1 protein-coding gene is annotated in these 226 nt (G+C 47.8%); it reads right to left on the minus strand.

What is annotated here, in order from left to right; genetic code table 11:
- Positions 1–174 (minus strand): TRIC cation channel family protein (locus AB4585_RS29000; protein ID WP_372172247.1); only part of this gene is annotated, 174 nt, incomplete at its 3' end.
- Between the last annotated feature and the right edge of the window lie 52 nt (positions 175–226).

Genomic DNA, 226 nt, shown 5'->3' on the forward strand with positions numbered 1-226 from the left:
CCCAAGCAGGCAATCCCGTATTGTTCCCCCACCTACCGCGGTGACCACTCCAAGTACCACCACAGAGAATACGTCTGTCCGTTTTTCATTGGCGGCCAATACGGCAGATAAAGCGAAAGCGGCGGTACCCAAAACGGTAAAGGTTTCGGTTAAAAAAGAGGTACTTAGATACATGTTATGGCCAATGTTGATAGCAGAAGAGCTTTACCAATAGGAAGTGAAAGCA

Origin of the sequence: Vibrio sp. 10N.222.49.C9, assembly GCF_041474985.1 — a bacterium.
Classification (GTDB): Bacteria; Pseudomonadota; Gammaproteobacteria; order Enterobacterales; family Vibrionaceae; genus Vibrio; species Vibrio crassostreae_C.